Source organism: Microbacterium algeriense (assembly GCF_008868005.1).
GTDB lineage: Bacteria > Actinomycetota > Actinomycetes > Actinomycetales > Microbacteriaceae > Microbacterium > Microbacterium algeriense.
This window is the reverse complement of the sequence record NZ_WAAO01000002.1, coordinates 373,616-391,644: the sequence shown is the minus strand read 5'-3', so window position 1 is coordinate 391,644 and position 18,029 is coordinate 373,616. Positions and strand designations below refer to the sequence as shown.

Below are 18,029 nucleotides of genomic sequence, written 5' to 3'. Positions count from 1 at the left end.
TCACCCCGGCGGGGTGAGCGTCCGCGGACGGCGCACCAGCTCGACCACGATGGCGAAGACGACGAGCCAGGCGGCCACAGCCACCACGGTGGCGAACGAGACCGGTCGCGTGGTGATCACGACCAGCAGGGCGACCGCCATCGCGACGACGACGATCACCCCGTGCAGGCGATCCACCTGTTCGCCGAACCGGCCGGTCGACAGGCCCCGCCGCTCCCACGTGCCGCGGACGGCGGCGAACCCGCTGTTCAGGAGGCCTCGGCTCGCGACGGCGCTGCGGCTGGTCCCGCCGAGCCAGGCCCACGCGGCGACGAGGACGCCGACGAGGGCCAGCGCGAGGATCGTCGAGCTGAGCAAGGAGGTCACCTGATCGAACAGCGCCTGCGCTGCGGACGCGGACATGACCGACGGACTCACCGCCGTCACGAAGAACGATCGCCCGATGCCCATCCCCGCCGAGAGGAGCAGGAACGCGCCGGCGAAACCGATGCTGGTCCACAGGAGCGCCCGTGCGCGGTTCAGCGCGAGCAGCACGCCGACCACGATCAGACCGAGTACGAGCCACGGCATCCAGAAACCCGCGACGACCGCGATCTGGTAGATGCTCCGCGTCAGCACGAGCGCGTCGGCCTGAGCGATGGGGACCGAACGGTCGATCGCGGGGATGAGGTCTGCGAAGCCGACCCCGCGTTCGGCGAGAGCGTCCTTGACCCGGTCCACGACGACGCCGAGGTCGAGCGACAGGACGCCGTCGTCAGCGAGCTGCAGCGCGGTGTCCGGGCTGTTCTGCATGATCGCGACCGCGCGTTCATGGGCGACGCGCAGCGACTGCGCCCAGATGTCGGCGAACTGGTCGGACCGGACGACATCGTGGACCACGCCGTCCACGAGCGATGCGAGACCGCTCGCCGCCGGAGCCTCGAGCAGGCTCAGCGCCGAGGCCGCGCGCGGCGGAAGGTCGAGTGCACGCAGGCCGTCGAAGACCTCGCCGACGACAGCGTCCAGGTCGACCTGCTCCTGGATCGCGTCGCCCACCTGCGCAGCGACGAAATCCTGCACGTCGGGATCCTGAGCCAGCGGGGCGAACGTCGCGACGAAACGGTCCGCGTCCACGAGCTGCAGGCGCGCCCAGGTCCCCATCGCGGCGATCGGGGCCATGAGCACTGCGAGAGCGAGCACGACACCGGCGAGGATGCTCCGACCGCTGGTACGTCGGCGCGGCACGCGCAGCGCGGCGTTCTCCTGCTCCAGGAGCACGACCCTGGCACGCAGCTCGTCCAGTTCGCTCATCCGCGACCTCCCCTGCCCGTTCCCGCCGCAGATGCGGCGATCGCCGTCAGCTCAGCAGCTTCTGCTTGGCGGCGACGAACTCCTCGTCCGACAGCACGCCGGATTCCTTCATCGCCGCCAGCTGCTGCAGCTTCGCGATCATGTCGTCGGCGCCGCCCGACGTCGGCGGAGCGGGCGCGGCGTAGGACGACGCGGCGTTCTGCGCGGCGGCGTCGACCTGCGCCTGCCGCTGCGCCGCTTCGTACTGCTCCTGCTCGTACTCCTGCTGCGCCCGCTGCTGCTGGTGCCGCGACATGGCACCGCCGACGGCGCCGGCCGTTCCCGCGACGACGGCGGTCCTCGCGGCGAGTCCGATCAGACCGGGGCGACCGAATCTTCTCAAGGGCATGTCATTCACCTTCCTGATCGAGGATGTCCATCATGGCGTTCACCACCGGCGCCGGCACCCGCTCGCTGCGGAGCACCTCGCCCCCGGCCTCGGCGAGTCTCTGCGCGAGAACACGGGCGAAGGCGAGTTCCAGCACGACGATGGCGGCGGAGCGGCCCGGCGCGAGAGCGCCGGCCAGCGCTTCGGCGTCCTCCTCCCCCGCGAGACCCGCGGCGATCGGCTCGAATCCGACGAGCCCGAGCACTCCGCCGTCCGACTCGAGTTCGACGATCTGCACCTCGCCGCTCTCGGACCTGGTGACGATCACGACGTCGAGGAGACGGACGACGCCACTGTCGACGAGATCGGCCAGCGCGCGGAACGTGGCCGGATCGGGCCGCTCGCCCTCGAATCCGACGAGGTAGAACTCCGCAGGACCGAAACGGAAGTCGTTCATGGATCTGCCCTTCCCCGCAGGAGGCGACACGACCCCCGATGCGGACTCTGTGCGCTCATGCTCCCAGCGCGGTCGCCGACGGCGTCGACCTCCTCACCCCGAGCGGGTGAGAGCACCGGAGGCGCGGTCGCCCGGTTCGGGTGAGCGGGGCGTGCTCCCCGGGTCCGGCACTGCCACGCTCCCGGTACTCGACAACTTCGACGAAAGGGGACCGACGTGTCCATTTGGGAAAGCTTCTGGGACATCATCTGGTGGTTCTTCTGGGTCTTCGTCTTCATCTCCTACCTGATGGTGCTGTTCAACATCGTGGCCGACCTGTTCCGCGATCATGCGCTCAACGGCTGGTGGAAGGCGGTCTGGATCATCTTCCTGATCTTCGTGCCGTTCCTGACGGCGCTCGTGTATCTGATCGCCCGCGGCAGTGGGATGGCGGAACGGAGCGCATCGGCCTATCGCGAACAGCAGCACGCCGCGGACTCGTACATCCGCAGCGTGGCCGGCTCCAGTCCGAGCGACGAGATCGACAAGGCATCCAAGCTGCTGTCGGCCGGCACGATCACGCCCGACGAGTTCGCCGCCATCAAGGCGCGCGCGCTGAGCTGACGCCATGACTGAGGTGGTCGATGCCATGCTGCAGGCGCTCGGCAACCTGGAGTTCGTCGTGGTCCGCCTCGACGACGACCACCTCAGCCGGAACCTCCTCGAGGCCCTGCTGCGTCAGGTCGAGTCGGGCGGCCTCCGCCTCGTGGACGTCCTGGTCCTCCGCCGAACGGACGACGGCCGCGCCGAGCTGACCGAGATCGATCGCGACGACTTCGCGCTGGCCGGCCTCGGCCTCGACCTGCCGGGTCTCATCTGCGAGGACGACGCCCACCATTTCGCGTCCGCGATCGCAGCCGGATCCTGCGCTGCGCTGCTCCTGGTGGAGCCCACCTGGGTGGAGCGGCTCTCCCACGACATCGATCACCGCGAAGATCGCGTCCTCGCGACACAGTCGATCCCCGCCCCTGTCGCGAACGCCTCCCTCGCTCTCGCACTGCGCCGGCTGTGAGGCCGCGCCGTGCCGCCCCCGTGTCCGGCGCGTCAGACGGTCGTCCGCACCGCCTCGCGTCGTGAGGAGACGCCGAGCTTGCGGTAGATCGCACGCTGATGCGTCTTCACGGTGTTGATCGAGACGGCCAGCTCCCGTGCGATCTCGTGGAGCGTGCGAGCCGTCTGGAGCTGCTGGAAGACGTCGCGCTCCCGATCGGAGAGCGCATCGACCCGCGATCCGCTGGCGTCGCTCGCCAGACAGCGACCGATGAAGTCCTCGAACTGGGTGCCGAAATGCACATGCTCGTGCAGCAGCCGCCGGACCGCCGACTCGCGCGGTCCGAACGGCAGCCGGATGTCCTCCGCCGACGCGACGGCGATCGCCGCCTCGCACAGTTCCTGCGCATCCTCCTGATGTCCGGCGTGACGGCGGAGGACGGCGGCGGTGATGAGGGTCGCGGTCTTGACGTAGGAGACCTCGCCGAACGCCCGCAGCGCGCGCAGCATCTCCAGCGCGGCGGCGTACTCCCCCGCTCGGCGAAGCACTCCGGCGAGCGCGACGTTCACGACCGGCAGGTCGGGGCACTGGAGGTATCGCCGCGCGATCCGGATGGCCCTGTCCTGCCGGCCGACCGCCTCCTCGAGCAGAGCGACCGAGGACTCCCGGAAGGCTGGCCAGGACACACCGTGGACGACCTCGAGCGGAATGTCCTGGACGCCGATCGCCGCTCGGCGGCAGACGGCCACATCGCCCTTCTCCGCGGCGGCGTAGGCGACCATCATGCGCCCGAGGCTCGTGAACGAGCGGTCGGAGCCGCCGTTGGCGACCAACGTGCCGAACACCCGGTGCGCTTCGTCCGACTCGCCCGACCAGTACGCCACGTAGCCGGCAGCGGCGGTGGCGCTCCCTCCTGCGTAGGTGCTCCAGGGAAGGGCGACGTCCTCCTCCGCGCGCACGGCGGCGAGGGACTCGCGAGCGTCGATCAGACGACCGGCCCACGTCTGACCGAACGCGAGATGGCCGAGGGCACGCGCGGCGAGCTCGCCGTCGCCCGAGCCGCTCGCCTCCCTCGCCGCAGCCGCGAAGTACTCGATGGGCACCGTCGGGTTGCCGCGGTGACGGATCTCGGTCCAGCCGAGCAGATAGTTCAGAGCCGCACGGTCCCACAGCTCGGTCGAGTCGGCATCCAGCAGCATCCGTCGGACGCCGGCACTCGCCGCAGCGACCTCCGCGCGCTCGTCGGCGATGAACAGGCGCGCGATCTGCAGCGTCGCAGGTTCGCCGCCGTCCTCTCTGCGAGCCAGTGCCCGCTCCGCTCGCCGATACAGCTCCCTGGCCACGCGGTGGTCGCCGAGGACGTCGCTCGCGCACGCGCGCACGAGCACCACTTCGGCATCCTCCGGTGAATGTCGCAACATCTCCGTCGCGGTCCGCTCGACGTCCGCGGCGCTCGCGCCGACCACGAGCCCGACCCAGTGGCGCAGCAGCGTGCGCCGAGCGGTCGCCGCGTCAGCTGCCCGCAGCGAATGGGCGATCGATGCCATCGGATCGTCCTGTTCGAGAGCTTCCGCCGCTCGACGGTGACATGCTGCGATCCGCTCGCCGTCGAGGCTCGCGATCTCGGCGCAGCGGCGCACGAAAGACGCATGCCAGCGATAGACCGGTCCGTGAGAGCCCTCGAATCGGTCGAGGAACAGACCGAGTCGCACGCACGTCTCGAGCAGCTCGCCGGCGTCGGGGCGTCCGGTGATGCGTCGCGCGAGTTCGGGCGTCAGCTCTCCGCAGACGCTGCCGTCCAGGACGAAGTCGGCGACGTCGGCGGGTAGGGCGCCCAGCACGTGCTCTCGCACATAGTCGCCGAGAAACCTCGACGCACTCTGTGCCGGAGAGTCGGGCCGTGCGCCGCCGATCATCATCAGGCGCACAGCGATCGGCCAGCCCAGCGTCTCCTCGAAGATCGTCTCCGGCGCGAGCCGCTCCGGGGCGGCATCATGAAGCAGACGCACCTCCTCCGCGGTGAACCCCAGCGTCTCCGCGCCGATGAACGACTGCGGGTGCGTGACGCGATGGCGGGACAGGGTCAGCTCCAGCAGCGTCGTCCCGACGAGCACGATGCGCAGTCCGTCCGGTGCCTGATCGGCGAGCATGCCGAGCAGGCCGCTGCGCCAGTGCTCTCCGGCACGGTGCGCGTCGTCCACGATGAGGTACGTGGGAGCTTCGATCTCCTCCAGCGCCCCGCAGATCTCCTGGTAGGCGCGGGCGGGATCCTCCAGATCCCGGGCGAGGGCGAGCGGGCGTCCCACGCGCTCGAAGCCGGCGAGAAGGGCGTCGACGACGCCCTTCGTGACGCGACCGGGATCTCCGTCGGACGGGCTGAGCGCGAGCCAGGCGACCTGGTCGAGCCCGGAAGCCCAGTCGACGACCGCGATCGTCTTGCCGTATCCGCTCGGCGCGCTGACGACCGTCAGCGAATCCCGCTCCACTGCCGCGGTGATCGCCGTGCTCACTCGCTGCCGGCGGATCGCGCCGGGCTGGGGAGACGGCGGCCGGAACCGGACCGCAGGTCCTGGCCTCGTCGAGCGCACGGGAGGCGACATGCCCCAAAGCTAGTGACGGGTCCCGACCGCCTCAAGATCATCGTCGGGTCCTCGCCCGGGTGATTTCCTCCCTCCCCGCTCAGATCTTGATCGGGAAGGTCGCCAGGAGGATGACCCCGACGAGAGCCAGGACGACGCTGAGCACGAGGAACACCAGACGACGCCATCGTGCTCCCTGATGCTGCGACAGTGCGGCGAAGAACAGGACGAGCGCGAAGAGCACGGTGAGCAGAGAGTAGTCGTCGCCCCGCTGGTTGTTGCGCAGAGCCTCGTCGAACTTCTCGTCGGCCCCGTCTCGGAGCTCGGCCGCCTCCTTCTCCCCCGGCGGCACGTACTCGGCCATCGCGAACGGGCCATCCGCGATACGGCCCTCGGCATCCCAGGCCTGGAAGGCCACCGCGAACTCGTCGGTGAACCGCTCCTCGATGAAGTCGACGAGCTCGTCGTCGCCGTCTCGCTCCGCGAGCACCCATTCGGTGTAGATCGTGAGGTCGTACTGTCGGGCGGCCTGCGCCCTGGCCTCGGCCGAGGCCGCCTGCACGCGCGCGCTGGACGCCTGGCTGAAAGCGATCGACATCTCGCCGCCCCACTTCGACGCCTCGAAGCCGCACCAGGCGGTGACGACCGCGGTGACGGACAGGAGGAGCACAGTCAGGACGTCGAGCACGCCGCGAGTGCGTTCGCGGGCGTTCCCGGTCCGTTCGTCCATACCGAGATCGTGGCGGTCCCCGTGCGTCTGATGCCCCGAGCCTCACCCTCGACGGGTGACCGCTGCGCGCGCCGCATGCGCATCGACGAACACCCTGGGGTGATGCGGCAGCGCGCATCCACACCGGCCGGTCATCGCTCGTGAGCCTGGACGACCTGTTCCCGAGCGGGCTGACCGGGTGGCAGATCGCCTTGGCGCTGCTCTCCGTGCTCGTCGGCTGGCTGCTGTCCCGACTGGCCAGGAAGGGCGTGCTCAAACTCGCCGAACGCACCCCCGGCATATCGAACTCGGTGGCGCAGCTGTCCGCACGATTCACGCAGTACTCGCTGCTGCTGGTCGGGGTGGGCGTCGGCATGGCCTTCCTGGGGGCGAACGTGCAGCCCCTGCTCGCGATGACCGCGATCGCCGTGGTCGTGCTGATCCTGGTGCTCCGCGGCGTCGCAGACAACTTCGCCGCCGGTGTGCTGATCCAGTCGCGTCAGTCGGTGAAGATCGGCGAGGAGATCGTGGTCGAGGGCCCGGACGGCACACTCCGCGGTGTCGTGCAGGAGCTCAACGGGCGCGCGGTGCTTCTGACCACGGTCGACGGGCGTACGGTGCACGTGCCCAATGCGCTGCTGCTCACGGGCGTCCTCGTCAACGACTCCCGCCACGGCGCGCGTCGCAGCGAGCTCGACATCCGGATCCGACGCGCTGCCGACCTCGACCTCGACGACGTCATCGCGCTCGTCTCCCGCGCCGCAGGCGGCATCGACGGGGTGCACGCACGCGAACACCCCGGCGTCTCCGTGGCTTCGGTCTCTCCGGAGCGCTGGATGCTCATCCTCCGGATCTGGCATCACCCTCTGCACGGCACCGCCGTGGTGTCCGCCACCGTCCGGGGCGTGGCGGAGACGCTGGAGAGGTCAGGCGTGCAGGCCGTCGTCGCCCCTCGACAGGGGCCGCCCCCTCTCGTCACCCCCGAGACGATCTGACGACTACGCTGACCGCGTGACCTCTTCGACTGCCCACGGCCCCGCTCCGGACCGCACGTTCTCTCCCAGCCTGCGAGTGCTGCTGGTGCTGGCGGCGACCGTCGTCGCCCTCGCGGGCGTCTTCTTCATCCGGGACGTGTTCGGGCCGGTCGCGCTGGCCATCGTGATCGTCATCATCTGCGAGCCGTTCCGGCGCCCCCTGGATCGACGCGGCTGGCCGGCGTGGGCCGGCACGACAGCCGTGATCGTTCTCGCGTACCTGATCCTCCTCGCGATGGCCGCGCTGCTGTGGCTCGCCGGCACCCAGTTCGCACGCCTCATCGGAGACCTCGTCTCGGATGAGGGTCTGGCCGGAACCGCCGACGACGTCGTGAGCTGGCTGCAGACGCTCGGTCTCGATGAGGAGGCCTCCGCCGCCGCGGCCTCCGTCCTCGATCCGGACACCCTGATCGGGATCGCGCAGAGTCTGGGAAGCACGGTCCTCAGCGTCGCGACCGCTCTCTTCTTCGTCTGCGCGTACATCATCTTCCTGGCTGTGGACGCCTCGCGGTACCGTCAGGCTCCCGCGCTCTTCGGGGCGACGAAGGGCGAGGTGCTCGAGCGGATCGCCCGCCTCAACACGGGAATCCGGCGGTACTACGTCGTCAACGCCGCGTTCGGAGCCGTCGTGGCGATCATCGACGGGCTGGCGCTGTGGTGGATGGGCGTTCCTGCACCGGTCGTCTGGGCGATCCTGGCCTTCGTCACCAACTTCATCCCGAACATCGGATTCGTCCTGGGCCTCATCCCTCCGGCGATCCTCGCCTTCGTCGTCGGCGGGTGGCCCCTGCTCCTCGGTGTGATCGCCGTCTACTGCGTCGTCAACGTGGTCCTGCAGGTCCTCGTGCAGCCGAAGTTCGTCAGCGACGCGGTGGACCTGAGCCTCACCCTGAGCTTCCTCTCGGTGATCTTCTGGACGTTCATCATCGGACCCCTCGGGGCGATCCTGTCGATCCCGCTCACCCTGCTCGCACGGGCCCTCGTCCTGGAGGGAGACCCGGGATCGGTGTGGCTGCGCTGGCTCTCGGGTGACAGGACCGCGGTGCCCGCCCCTCCCGCTCCCGCAGCACCGGTGGCGGTGCCAGCACGTCGGCGGAAGCGCCGTCTGGGGCGCCGCGCGTAAATCACCCGGAGGAGGTTGCGCGGGCGGACTGGTCGCGGCATCGGACGCGGTGGGATCGTGGATCCGGAGTCGGCTCGCGGGAGTCCGGTCGAAGGAGGTCGCATGCAACGTCCACTCGCGGGACTGACGACGCGGAACCTCGCCACGGAGCTGACCGCGGGCGTCACCCTCCTGGCCATCGCGATCCCGCTCAACATCGGCTACGCGCAGATCGCGGGGCTGCCCGCCACGGCCGGACTCTACGCGCTGATCGTCCCCACGGTCGTCTACGCCCTGGTGGTGTCGTCACGCCAGCTCGTCGCGTCGCCCGATGCGGCAGCCGCCGCTCTCGTCGCGTCGTCGGTCGGCGGGCTCGCCGTGGCGGGCAGTGCGGACTATGCGACGCTCGCGCTCGCCCAGGCCGTCATCTGCGGCGTGCTGTTCATCCTGCTGGCGGTGTTCAAGCTCGGATTCCTCGCCAACTTCCTGTCGAAGCCGATCCTCGTCGGGTTCGTGGGCGGACTCGCGCTGGACATCATGGTGAGTCAGATCGCCAAGATGCTCGGCGTCTCGATCGATTCCGGCAAGGAGTTCACCGGCAAGGTCGCCGACCTCGTGAGCGGTCTGGGGACGCTGAACGGCTGGTCCGTGCTGATCTCGGTGTGCTCCGTCGCCGTGCTCCTGGCCGGACGCGCCTTCCTGCGAGCCGTGCCGTGGGCTCTCGTCGTGCTCGTGGTCTCGACGATCGCCGTCGTCGTCTCCAGGCTCGACCAGCAGGGCGTCGATGTCCTCGGCGAGGTTCCGGCGGGCGCTCCTGCGTTCACCTGGCCGATGATCGACTGGACGATGTGGCTCGCCCTCGTGCCGTCGGCGATCGCTCTGACTCTCGTCACGACCGCCGAGGGGCTGCTGGTCTCGCGCTCCTACGCCGAGAAGCACGGATACCCGTTCCGGGCGAATCGCGACCTGCTGGCCTTCGGTGTGGCGAACGTCGCCGCAGGAGCCCAGGGCAGCTTCTCCGTCGGCTCGTCGACGTCGCGCACGGCCGCGATGGACCAGGCGGGCTCGCGGACGCAACTCCCCGCGCTCGTGCTCGCGGTGGGCACCCTTCTGCTTCTCCTGTTCGGCACCGCCCTGCTCGAGGACATCCCCTCACCCGCGATCGGCGCGATCGTCGGCGTCGCCATCATCCCGCTGCTGGGCATCCGAGACTTCGCGGATCTGTGGCGCAAGGACCGGTTCGAGTTCCTCATCGGCGCGACGTGTTTCCTCGTGACCCTCTTCATCGGCTCCATCCCCGGGATCCTCGTCGCGTTCGTGCTCGCGCTCATCAATCTCGCCAAACGCGCTTCCAACCCCGCCATCGACGTCCTCGAATCGAGCGGGGACCCCGGGGAGTCCCTGCTGGAGGACGCACCGGCCGGCACCGTCACGGCACCGGGAGTCATCGTGATCCGGCTCGCCGCTCCGCTGTTCTTCGCCAACGGCGCCGTCTTCACGGGTGCGGTGAAGGACGCCGTCCGGTCCGCGGGCGACGGAGCCGTGCGGCATCTCGTCGTCGACATGGAAGCCGTCACGGACGTCGACATCACCGGGGCGGAGTCGTTCGCCTCGCTGAAGGAGTGGCTCGCCGACCACTCGATCTCCCTCGCCTTCAGCAGGGTGCGGCCCAACACGCTGCACCGCCTCACCGCGCTCGGCCTCCTCGACGCCGAGCAGGTCTACCCCACCAACCGCGCCGCGCTCGCGGATCTGACCGCGCCCGCGGTACAGCGCCGTTCCACGGAGAGAGAAGGACTCTGACATGGGCACCGTCATCGGAGAGGTCCTCCCGCTCGCCCTGGGCGTCGCCATCAGCCCGATCCCGATCATCGCCGCGATCCTCATGCTGCTCTCCCCCAAGGCGCGCGTGACCAGCGTCGGGTTCCTCCTGGGCTGGGTGGTCGGCATCGTGGTCGCGGTGACCGTGTTCACCCTGCTGTCGTCGATCCTGCCCGCTCAGGACCCGGACGCATCGCGCCCCGTGCGCGGCATCATCCAGATCGTGCTCGGGCTGCTGCTGTTCCTGCTCGCCTTCTCGCAGTGGCGCAAGCGCCCGAAGGCCGGGGAGCAGGCGGCGCTGCCGAAGTGGATGAAGGCGATCGACACGATCACCTTCATCGCGGCGGCAGGACTGGGCTTCCTGCTCTCGGCCCTCAACCCCAAGAACCTCATCATGGCGGCCGGCGCCGGCGTCGATATCGGTGCCGCCGGGCTCTCGGCTGGCTCGTCGGCCCTCGTCATCGCGGTGTTCACACTCATCGCCGCATCGACGGTCCTCGTGCCGGTCATCGGCTACCTCATCGCCGCGGACAGGCTCCGTGCACCGCTGGACGCGCTGCGTGGCTGGCTGGCCGCGGAGAATGCGGTGATCATGGCCGTGCTGCTGCTGGTCATCGGCGTCTCGATGATCGGCAAGGGCATCGGGAGCTTCTGACCCGAGGCGATCAAAGCGACAGCACGACAGAGCCGAGACGCAGATGGCGCAGCTGATCTTCTCGTTGGTGCCGGTCGCGCTCGGCGTGGTGCTGAGTCCGCTCGCGATCATGGCTCTCGTCGCCGTGCTGCTCTCACGACATGCGCGCACCAACGGCATCGCCTATCTGACCGGGTGGTTCCTCGGACTCTCCGGCCTCATGGCGTTGTTCCTGTGGTTGTTCCCGTTGATCGCGGTGCATGAACGCGGCCAACCGCCGCTCTGGGTGCCGGCGGTGCGGCTGCTCTTCGGGATCTTCCTCACGTCCGCCGCCGTGTGGGTGTACCGGAAAGGGCGCGCGCGTATCGCGAGCATGGCTGCGGCGTCGTCGCCGCGCGAAGTGGTCGCCGCGGCACCCCACCTTCCCGGCTGGCTCCACACCGTGGAGTCGTTCCGCCCCGGACGAACGTTCCTGCTCGGCCTCGGGCTGTTCGTCCTGAACCCCGTCGACGCGTCCTGTGCGGTCATCGCCGCCTTGGACATCTCCCTCGCCGACCTCGATGCCGACGCCGGGCTATGGGTCGCCGCGGCGTTCGTCGTCGTCGGAACCCTGCCCATCGGCGTGCCTGTTCTGTACGTCGCGGTGCGCGGCGCGGCTGCCCAGCCGCTGCTCGACGACGTCCGCACCTGGATCGCCGGGAACACGCATGTGCTCAATGCCGCACTGCTCCTCGTGATCGGGGTCCTCCAGCTCGAGAAGGCTGTCAGCGGGTTGCTCTGATGCCCCGCAGCGGCCGCAGAGATCACCCGGATGAACGGTCCCATCCCCCGTTCTCGTCGAGGGAGCGCGGCAGTACCGTACGGGTAATGCACGTTCCGGAAAGATGAAGGAGACCGTCATGACCCGTGATTTCCAGGGCAGGATCGAACTCGACGTCCGCGATTCCGTCGCGGACTGGGATGCTTTCCTCCCCGCGAAGCCCCGGCAGGGCGCTCCGAACGTGCTGGTCGTGCTCTACGACGACACCGGCATGGCGGCCTGGTCCCCGTACGGCGGACGGATCAACATGCCGACCATGGACCGCCTCGCGCAGAACGGTCTGACCTACTCCCAGTGGCACACCACGGCGCTCTGCTCGCCCACCCGCTCGACGTTCCTCACCGGACGCAACCACCACCTCAACGGCTTCGCGACGATCTCCGAGTCCTCGACCGGATTCCCCGGCTACAACTCCCACATCCCGGACTCGAACGCGACGATGGCGCACGTCCTCCGCGACGCCGGCTGGTCGACCTTCTGGGTGGGCAAGAACCACAACGTGCCGATCGACGAGTGGACGGCCGGCGCCTCGAAGAAGCACTGGCCTCTCGCCCAGGGCTACGACCGGTTCTACGGATTCATCGGCGGCGAGACCAACAACTGGTACCCGTCGCTCGCGGAGGACAACCACTACATCGACCAGCCGTACCTCCCGGAGGACGGCTACCACCTCTCGAAGGATCTCGCCGACCAGGCGCTGTCGATGATCCGCGATGTCAAGCAGACCGAGCCGGACAAGCCGTGGTACCTGTGGTTCTGCCCCGGCGCGAACCACGCCCCGCACCACGCACCGCAGGAGTACATCGACAAGTACAAGGGCGCGTTCGACGACGGCTACGAGGCGTACCGCGAGTGGGTGCTGGCGCGGATGGTCGAGAAGGGCATCCTCCCGAAGGACACGGAGCTCACCGCGCTGAACCCCATGCCGGAGGGCTCGTTCTCGCCTGCCGACGAGGTGCGGCCGTGGGACTCGCTGAACGACGAGGAGAAGGCCATGTTCTCGCGCATGGCCGAGGTCTACGCCGGTTTCAGCGAGTACACCGATGCCCAGGTCGGCCGCATCGTCGACTACCTCGAGGAGTCGGGGCAGCTCGACAACACGCTGATCATCTACTGCGCAGACAACGGCGCCTCCGGAGAGGGCAGCCCGAACGGCTCGGTCAACGAGGGCAAGATTTTCGGCGGGTACCCGGACGACGAGGCCGAGAACCTCCGTATGGTCGACAAGCTCGGCTCGCCCGACACCTACAACCACTACCCGACCGGGTGGGCCGCCGCCTTCTCCACGCCGTACAAGATGTTCAAGCGCTACACCTACCAGGGCGGCGTGTGCGATCCGCTCGTGATCCACTGGCCCGCCGGGATCCGCGCCCGCGGGGAGGTGCGCCATCAGTACCACCACTCCACCGACATCGTGCCGACGATCCTCGAGGCCTGCGGGATCGAGTTCCCCGACGTCTACAACGGAGTCGAGCAGACGCCGCTCTCCGGCGTCTCGATGAAGTACTCGTTCGATGCCGCGCCGGATGCCCCGACGCACAAGCAGACGCAGTACTACGAGATGTTCGGTCAGCGCGGGATCTGGCACGAGGGGTGGAAGGCGGTGACGGTGCACGGCCCGATCAGCGGCAAGGGCAACTTCGACGAAGACGAATGGGAGCTCTACCACACCGACGTCGACCGTGCGGAGGCCGAGAACATCGCGGACCAGCACCCGGAGAAGGTCGAGGAGCTCAAGGCGCTCTGGATGGAGGAGGCGAAGGCGAACGCGGTCCTGCCCCTCAACGACCTGCAGATCATCGGCAACCCGAAGGACTTCGAGACGTTCGTCGCGATGGAGTTCCACCAGCCCGCGCCGCCCTCCGGTCAGTTCGTGTACTACCCGGGCACGAGCGAGGTCCCGGAGCGCTCAGCGGCGAACACGCACGGCGTCTCCTTCAAGATCGCCGCGGAGGTCGAGTTCACCGCGGAGACCGAGGGCGTCATCTTCGCTCACGGCTCCCGGTTCGGCGGTCATGCTCTCGTGGTCAAGGACGGCCAGGTGCACTACGTCTACAACTTCCTGGGGATCCCGCCCGAGGACCGCGTCTCGGCCCCCGTGCCCGTCTCCGGCACGCATATCATCGGCGTGGAGTTCACCAAGGAAGGCACGGGCGAGCACCGCGAAGGCGTCGGGCCGGTGAAGCTCTACATCGACGACCAGCAGGTCGGGGAGAAGCAGATCCGCACCGTGCTCGGCCATTTCTCCCTGTGCGGTGAGGGACTGACGATCGGCCGCGACAGCGCCGATCCGGTCTCGTCGCTGTACGGCTACGGGTTCGACTTCGCGGGCGGGGAGATCACCAAGGTCGTGTTCGACATCGCCGACGACGCGTACCTGGACCTCGAGGCGCACCTGGCCGCGGCGATGGCCCGCGACTGACGCCGCCCGCGCACGCACTCAGCCGATGCCGAGTGCGTGCGCGGCGGCGGTCACTGCCTCTCGATCCGAGACGCCCAGCTTGCGGTAGATGTTCCGCACATGCGTCTTCACCGTGTTCGGCGAGATGAACTCCTGCTGGGCGATCTGGCGCAGCGTGGCGCGGCGGGTCAACGCGGCGAGGACTACGCGCTCGCGCTCGGTCAGCTCCTCCTCGACCAGCACCCCTGCCGTCGCGAGGCGCTCCCGCACCTCGTCGGCGAACCGCGTGCGCGAGCCCGGTGTGGCTCTGGCGGCGAGCAGACGGCCGATCACGGGGTCGGCCAACGCCACGCGCCGGGCGTGCCCCTCGGGCTCAGCGAGAGCGAGCGCGGTGGCTAGCGAGAGCTGGGCTCGATCCGGCTCCCCGGCATGGACGTCGAGTGCCGCCTCGACGAGCCACGCGTCGATCAGGGAGGCCGGGAGCAGGCACGGTGCCGCTCCCTCGAGCACGGTCGCGAGCTCCTCGCGCGCGAGGGCGTGGCGGCGGTCGTGGAGTGCGGCCATCGCGCGCATCACGCCGGCGTCTCCGGCGGCGCCCAGCCCGCGGGTCATCGCCTCCAGGAAGCAGTCGCGCAGGGTGGGCTCCTCCAGGCGGTGGAAGGCATGCACCGCGAACGAGCCCATCATGGCGTACCAGTGCACGGGCAACGGCGCGTCGTCACGCGGTGCGAGGGTGTCCAGCAGTTCCAGCGCGACGTCGTGCGGGCCGTCGGTCCTCTCCGCACGCACGAGCGAGAGCATGCCGCGGAGTCCGCGAGCGATCGCCGGCTCGCTGCCGTTGTCGATGACCGCAGCGGCGGCGATCAATGCGCACTCGGCGTCGTCCTCGCGCATCGCCTCGTACGGCACCCAGTACCGCCAGACGCGCGTGACCTCGTAGAACGGGCTTTCCGGACGCCCCAGCGCCTGCCAGCGATCATCGAGCCGGGTGGCCGAGTCGACCACGTCGCGCAGGCGACCGCGGAAGAGGGCGCTGGTATTGAGGATCGCTCCGGCCTGCAGCTCCGCCGCCGCCATCCCCGTCGTGCGCGCCTGATCGGATGCGAGTCTGGCGAACTCGTCCGCGCGGTCCAGGCGGCCCACGTAGAGCTCGCCCATCGCCGCCTGCAGGTGGGCGTACGTGTCCAGCGGCGCTTCTCCGATGGGTTCGTCCAGATCCGGCTCGCCCCGGTCGAGCGCCTCGAGGAGGCCGCCGCGCCGCAGTGCCGTGTGCAGGTCGATCCCCGTCCGCCACCGTCGCGCAGCGACGGATTCGCCCGCTCCCGCGAGCGAGGGCAGAGCAGCCGCCGCAGCCGACGCGTCTCCGAGATCGAGTTCGGCCGCGGCCAGCAGCATCCGCACCGCCGGGTCCGCGCGCAATCGCGGCGACACGTGGGTGATCGCCTCGAGGACGGCGGCCGCGTGACCGGTCAGGATCAGGTGCATCCCGCAGCGCCTCAGGATCACCTCGATGCATTCCGGATCTCCGCTGAGGATCGCGTGACGGAGGGCGGCGGGATGGTCCTGCCGCCCGGCGAACCACTCCGCCGCGATCGCCTCGAGCGCCTCGACCGTCGACCGTCCTCGAGCCCGCAGCCGGGCGAGGAGGAACTCACGCAGCACCGGGTGGTAGTGGTACTCCACCGCCTCGTCGCCGGGCTGCGCCGCCACGACGCTCAGACGCACGAGGCGGTCGATCGGCATCGTCGTCGGCGTGCCCTTCGACAGCGCCTGCGCGAGCTCGAGCGTGAAGACCTCGGGGACCGACGTCACCAGCAGGAACTCCCGCAGCTCTTCATCGAGGTCGGCGAGCACTTCCTCGAGGAAGTAGTCGGCCACCGCCTGCGCGTCGCCACGCAGGGGCAGGGGCGTGAGGTGGGACTCGTCGATGGCCGGCACGACCATCAGCTGCAGTCCGGTCGCCCATCCCTCCGTGCGCCGCAGGATGGCGCTGATCTCCCCCTGCGAGACGCGGATGTCCCGCGCGCGGAAGAACGAGCGGATCTCGTCCGCCGTGAAGGCGAGGTCGCGGACCCCGAGTTCGAGGGCCACACCCGTGATGCGTCTTCTGGCCACCGGGACCGCTCCGGTGCCGCGCCCGGACAGGACGACGTGGGCGTTGCCTGGAACGGCCTGGACGAACGCGGAGAGCAGCAGACCGAGCTGCGTCGACTCGGCATGGTGCACGTCGTCGATGATCAGCACCACACGGCGATCGGTCGCGCTCAGCGCGCGCGCGAGAGCACGCGCGGCGTCGGCCGTGGCCGCACCGGACACCCTCTCGAGCGCCGTGGTCAGGCGCCGGTCCGCGACCCGCGCGATGGCGGATCGCAGCTCGCCGAGGTCCACCGCCCCTCGCGGCAGCGCGAGCCAGACCACGTCCGTCACCGGATCGTCCCCCACCTCGTGCGCCCACTGGCAGAGGAGGCGCGTCTTGCCCGCTCCGGCCGGTGCGCTGACGAGGGTCAGCGTCCACGGCTGGTTCAAGGCGGCGGACAGCCGCGAGAGCAGAGCAGGTCGACGAACGTCGTTGTCGATCATGACGGGGATGCGAGTCCACGGCGCGCCGGAATCTCGATCGTCCTCATCCATCGGAACCCCCCGAATGAATTGACTAGAGCCTCCCCGCCCTTACCGGGCAGTATGGCATCTCGGACCGGGGCGCTCAACCCTGCGCGGGATCACGGGCAGGTCCGACCGCGACGGCGTGCCGCGAACGAGAGCGCGGCGGGCACGAGCGCGCCGAAGAACAGCGCGAGCGCCACGCCGAGCAGCGTCTCGACGGAACGTTCGACGAAGCGCTGAGACGGCGAGGAGGACGAGGTCGAGAGGATCAGCGTCAGCGCGAGGAAGGTGGTGAACCCCGGGGCGATGTACCAGCGGCTCTCCTGCGTCGCGGACAACGCTCCGACGACGAGCAGGATCAGGGCCGCGTTGAGCAGGGGGCCCGGCCCGACGAGCGCGAAGCACGCCGCGGCGAGCGCGCCGAGCATCACGGAGATCGCCCGTCCCGCGCTGCGCAGGATGAGCTGCCCGCGCACCGGGCGCATGACCAGCAGGACAGCGCCGGTCGCCCACCCGACGTGCTCGAGGCCGAGGGCGAATCCGACGGCGGCCGCCGTGGCCGCGGCCGTGCCGAGGAGGACGCCGTAGACGACCATCGCCCGACCGCGGGGCACGGGTGCCGGCGACAGTGCCGGCGAGGTCCGCTCGGGCCACGCGAGCGCCACCAGCCAGGCGTACAGCGAACCGGCCGCCATGCAGCCCGCGAGCGCGAGCACCGCCGCTCCCCACGGGAAGCTCAGCCCTATCCCGAACATCGGCAGGCCGAGGAGGAGGAACAGCTGCGCGAGCCGGCCGCTGGTCGCGGTGATGCTCGCCACGACGGCGAGGGCGAACACGGCGACCACGGCGATCACGGGCGTGGAGGCGACCAGCGAGCCCAGGAGGAGTCCCAGCGCGCTCAGGGCTCCCACGACGGGGATGACCGCGCGCCCCGGGCGCCGCGGCGGCAGACCGAAGGCAGCGGCGGGAAGCACGCCCACCGCGACCGCCAGGCCCAGCGTCGGAGACCACGCGGCCACGACTACGGCAGGGACGGCGTAGGCGGCACCGAGTCCGAACCGGGACCAGCGCCAGGTGATGCCGCCGCCCGGCACGAGGCGCCGCCCTTCCCGACGTGCGTGGTTCGGCGCGCCGTCCGGCATGGTGTCCCCCGTTCGGTGTGTTCGCGGGCGCGACCCCGC

At 69.8% G+C, this 18,029-nt stretch carries 15 protein-coding genes; 8 read left to right on the top strand and 7 right to left on the bottom strand.

Annotated features, from left to right (window positions below; translation table 11 throughout):
• Genes F6A08_RS09440 through F6A08_RS09430 form a run of 3 tightly spaced genes read right to left on the bottom strand, consistent with a single transcriptional unit; the run spans nucleotide 1 to nucleotide 2,114 of the window.
• Complete coding sequence (locus F6A08_RS09440; protein ID WP_151459324.1) at nucleotides 1-1,290, bottom strand: hypothetical protein; 1,290 nt, start codon at nucleotides 1,288-1,290, stop codon at nucleotides 1-3.
• Between the two features lie 46 nt (nucleotides 1,291-1,336).
• Complete coding sequence (locus F6A08_RS09435; RefSeq protein ID WP_151459323.1) at nucleotides 1,337-1,678, bottom strand: SHOCT domain-containing protein; 342 nt, start codon at nucleotides 1,676-1,678, stop codon at nucleotides 1,337-1,339.
• Nucleotide 1,679: 1 nt separating this feature from the next.
• The gene (locus F6A08_RS09430) at nucleotides 1,680-2,114 is read right to left on the bottom strand and encodes a DUF6325 family protein (protein ID WP_151459322.1); all 435 of its coding nucleotides are present in this window, start codon (nucleotides 2,112-2,114) and stop codon (nucleotides 1,680-1,682) included.
• A 216-nt stretch (nucleotides 2,115-2,330) separates the two neighbouring features.
• Here F6A08_RS09430 and F6A08_RS09425 point away from each other — a divergent pair, with 216 nt between their 5' ends.
• On the top strand, nucleotides 2,331-2,717 hold the full coding sequence (locus tag F6A08_RS09425; RefSeq protein WP_017203170.1) for an SHOCT domain-containing protein: 387 nt from the start codon (nucleotides 2,331-2,333) through the stop codon (nucleotides 2,715-2,717).
• Nucleotides 2,718-2,721: 4 nt separating this feature from the next.
• A complete protein-coding gene (locus F6A08_RS09420; protein ID WP_017203171.1) occupies nucleotides 2,722-3,165 on the top strand; it encodes a DUF6325 family protein in 444 nt (147 codons plus the stop codon).
• Nucleotides 3,166-3,197: 32 nt separating this feature from the next.
• Here F6A08_RS09420 and F6A08_RS09415 read toward each other — a convergent pair whose 3' ends face one another.
• Nucleotides 3,198-5,744 carry a winged helix-turn-helix domain-containing protein gene (locus F6A08_RS09415; protein WP_225855798.1) on the bottom strand — a complete coding sequence of 849 codons (2,547 nt, stop codon included), beginning with the start codon at nucleotides 5,742-5,744 and terminating at the stop codon, nucleotides 3,198-3,200.
• 79 nt (nucleotides 5,745-5,823) lie between these two features.
• Entirely contained in the window at nucleotides 5,824-6,453 is a 630-nt protein-coding gene (locus F6A08_RS09410; RefSeq protein ID WP_151459321.1) for a hypothetical protein, read from the bottom strand.
• 140 nt (nucleotides 6,454-6,593) lie between these two features.
• On the opposite strand from F6A08_RS09410, the gene F6A08_RS09405 reads away from it, so the two are divergent.
• From F6A08_RS09405 to F6A08_RS09380, 6 genes are all read left to right on the top strand, one after another.
• Nucleotides 6,594-7,427, top strand: a complete 834-nt coding sequence (locus tag F6A08_RS09405) for a mechanosensitive ion channel family protein (RefSeq protein ID WP_151459320.1) — start codon at nucleotides 6,594-6,596, stop codon at nucleotides 7,425-7,427.
• Nucleotides 7,428-7,443: 16 nt separating this feature from the next.
• On the top strand, nucleotides 7,444-8,589 hold the full coding sequence (locus F6A08_RS09400; RefSeq protein WP_225855797.1) for an AI-2E family transporter: 1,146 nt from the start codon (nucleotides 7,444-7,446) through the stop codon (nucleotides 8,587-8,589).
• 102 nt (nucleotides 8,590-8,691) lie between these two features.
• Nucleotides 8,692-10,371, top strand: coding sequence for a SulP family inorganic anion transporter (locus tag F6A08_RS09395; RefSeq protein WP_151459319.1), 1,680 nt, complete (start codon nucleotides 8,692-8,694; stop codon nucleotides 10,369-10,371).
• A 1-nt stretch (nucleotide 10,372) separates the two neighbouring features.
• Nucleotides 10,373-11,044 carry a GAP family protein gene (locus tag F6A08_RS09390; RefSeq protein WP_017203177.1) on the top strand — a complete coding sequence of 224 codons (672 nt, stop codon included), beginning with the start codon at nucleotides 10,373-10,375 and terminating at the stop codon, nucleotides 11,042-11,044.
• Nucleotides 11,045-11,087: 43 nt separating this feature from the next.
• Nucleotides 11,088-11,804 carry a GAP family protein gene (locus tag F6A08_RS09385; protein ID WP_151459318.1) on the top strand — a complete coding sequence of 239 codons (717 nt, stop codon included), beginning with the start codon at nucleotides 11,088-11,090 and terminating at the stop codon, nucleotides 11,802-11,804.
• A 118-nt stretch (nucleotides 11,805-11,922) separates the two neighbouring features.
• Entirely contained in the window at nucleotides 11,923-14,265 is a 2,343-nt protein-coding gene (locus F6A08_RS09380; RefSeq protein ID WP_151459317.1) for an arylsulfatase, read from the top strand.
• An 18-nt stretch (nucleotides 14,266-14,283) separates the two neighbouring features.
• On the opposite strand, the gene F6A08_RS09375 is transcribed toward F6A08_RS09380, so the two are convergent.
• Nucleotides 14,284-16,824, bottom strand: a complete 2,541-nt coding sequence (locus tag F6A08_RS09375) for a winged helix-turn-helix domain-containing protein (protein ID WP_192576740.1) — start codon at nucleotides 16,822-16,824, stop codon at nucleotides 14,284-14,286.
• 140 nt (nucleotides 16,825-16,964) lie between these two features.
• Nucleotides 16,965-17,990: an FUSC family protein gene (locus F6A08_RS09370; RefSeq protein ID WP_151459315.1), complete on the bottom strand. Its 1,026-nt coding sequence runs from the start codon at nucleotides 17,988-17,990 to the stop codon at nucleotides 16,965-16,967.
• Nucleotides 17,991-18,029: the final 39 nt, after the last annotated feature.

What these genes read in the sequence shown, in the direction of transcription:
- F6A08_RS09440 (WP_151459324.1), bottom strand. Translation starts at nt 1,290, where the DNA reads ATGAGCGAACTGGACGAGCTGCGTGCCAGGGTCGTGCTCCTGGAGCAG.
- F6A08_RS09435 (WP_151459323.1), bottom strand. Translation starts at nt 1,678, where the DNA reads ATGCCCTTGAGAAGATTCGGTCGCCCCGGTCTGATCGGACTCGCCGCG.
- F6A08_RS09430 (WP_151459322.1), bottom strand. Translation starts at nt 2,114, where the DNA reads ATGAACGACTTCCGTTTCGGTCCTGCGGAGTTCTACCTCGTCGGATTC.
- F6A08_RS09420 (WP_017203171.1), top strand. Translation starts at nt 2,722, where the DNA reads ATGACTGAGGTGGTCGATGCCATGCTGCAGGCGCTCGGCAACCTGGAG.
- F6A08_RS09415 (WP_225855798.1), bottom strand. Translation starts at nt 5,744, where the DNA reads ATGTCGCCTCCCGTGCGCTCGACGAGGCCAGGACCTGCGGTCCGGTTC.
- F6A08_RS09410 (WP_151459321.1), bottom strand. Translation starts at nt 6,453, where the DNA reads ATGGACGAACGGACCGGGAACGCCCGCGAACGCACTCGCGGCGTGCTC.
- F6A08_RS09395 (WP_151459319.1), top strand. Translation starts at nt 8,692, where the DNA reads ATGCAACGTCCACTCGCGGGACTGACGACGCGGAACCTCGCCACGGAG.
- F6A08_RS09390 (WP_017203177.1), top strand. Translation starts at nt 10,373, where the DNA reads ATGGGCACCGTCATCGGAGAGGTCCTCCCGCTCGCCCTGGGCGTCGCC.
- F6A08_RS09385 (WP_151459318.1), top strand. Translation starts at nt 11,088, where the DNA reads ATGGCGCAGCTGATCTTCTCGTTGGTGCCGGTCGCGCTCGGCGTGGTG.
- F6A08_RS09380 (WP_151459317.1), top strand. Translation starts at nt 11,923, where the DNA reads ATGACCCGTGATTTCCAGGGCAGGATCGAACTCGACGTCCGCGATTCC.
- F6A08_RS09375 (WP_192576740.1), bottom strand. Translation starts at nt 16,824, where the DNA reads ATGATCGACAACGACGTTCGTCGACCTGCTCTGCTCTCGCGGCTGTCC.
- F6A08_RS09370 (WP_151459315.1), bottom strand. Translation starts at nt 17,990, where the DNA reads ATGCCGGACGGCGCGCCGAACCACGCACGTCGGGAAGGGCGGCGCCTC.